General features: G+C 39.3%; 1 protein-coding gene. It reads left to right on the top strand.

Going from position 1 to position 671, the window contains the following annotated elements; translation table 11 throughout:
* The coding region (locus H1X92_RS00025) for an Rpn family recombination-promoting nuclease/putative transposase (protein WP_233458091.1) at positions 1–671 on the top strand (671 nt) is incomplete at both ends.

The following is a 671-nucleotide window of genomic DNA, read 5'->3' as shown; positions in this document are numbered from 1 at the left end:
AATCGGATGAGTAAAAAATTCACCCCAACGCCCCACGATAGTCTATTTAAGCAGTTTTTAAGTGAAAAAGAGACGGCTAAGGATTTCTTCGATATTTGGCTGCCTAATGAGATTAAATCACTTTGTGACTTAAATAGTCTCAAAGTGGAATCAGGTTCATTTATCGATAGTGAGATGAAAAACTATCAAAGTGATATTTTGTACTCCGTTAAAACAGAAAAAGGTAAAGGCTATTTCTATTTGCTGATTGAACACCAGTCTACACCGGATAAGCTTATGGCATGGCGACTGATGCGTTATTGTATGGCCGCGATGCAAAAACATTTAGAGGCTGGCCACAAAAAGTTACCACTCGTTTTTCCTATCCTGTTTTACACGGGCGAAAAAAGTCCTTATCCCTATAGTACAGATTGGCTAGACTGCTTTAGCGGACGGGATATTGCCGAAAAGATTTATACCAAACCGTTTAGACTGGTTGATGTGACCACGCTTGACGATGGCGAAATTATGCAGCACAAACGAATGGCTTTGCTTGAATTAGTCCAAAAGCACATTCGCCGACGGGATATGACCGAGCTTCTGAGTGAAATTGTTAAATTATTATCGTATAATTATTATTCCGATAATCAGGTGATAACGTTGTTTAACTACCTCATTCAGGAAGGTAACGC

The organism is Arsenophonus endosymbiont of Apis mellifera, from assembly GCF_903968575.1.
In the GTDB taxonomy this organism is placed as follows: domain Bacteria; phylum Pseudomonadota; class Gammaproteobacteria; order Enterobacterales; family Enterobacteriaceae; genus Arsenophonus; species Arsenophonus apicola.
Note: the sequence above shows the minus strand (reverse complement) of the source record. Positions and strands in the feature narration are given on the sequence as shown.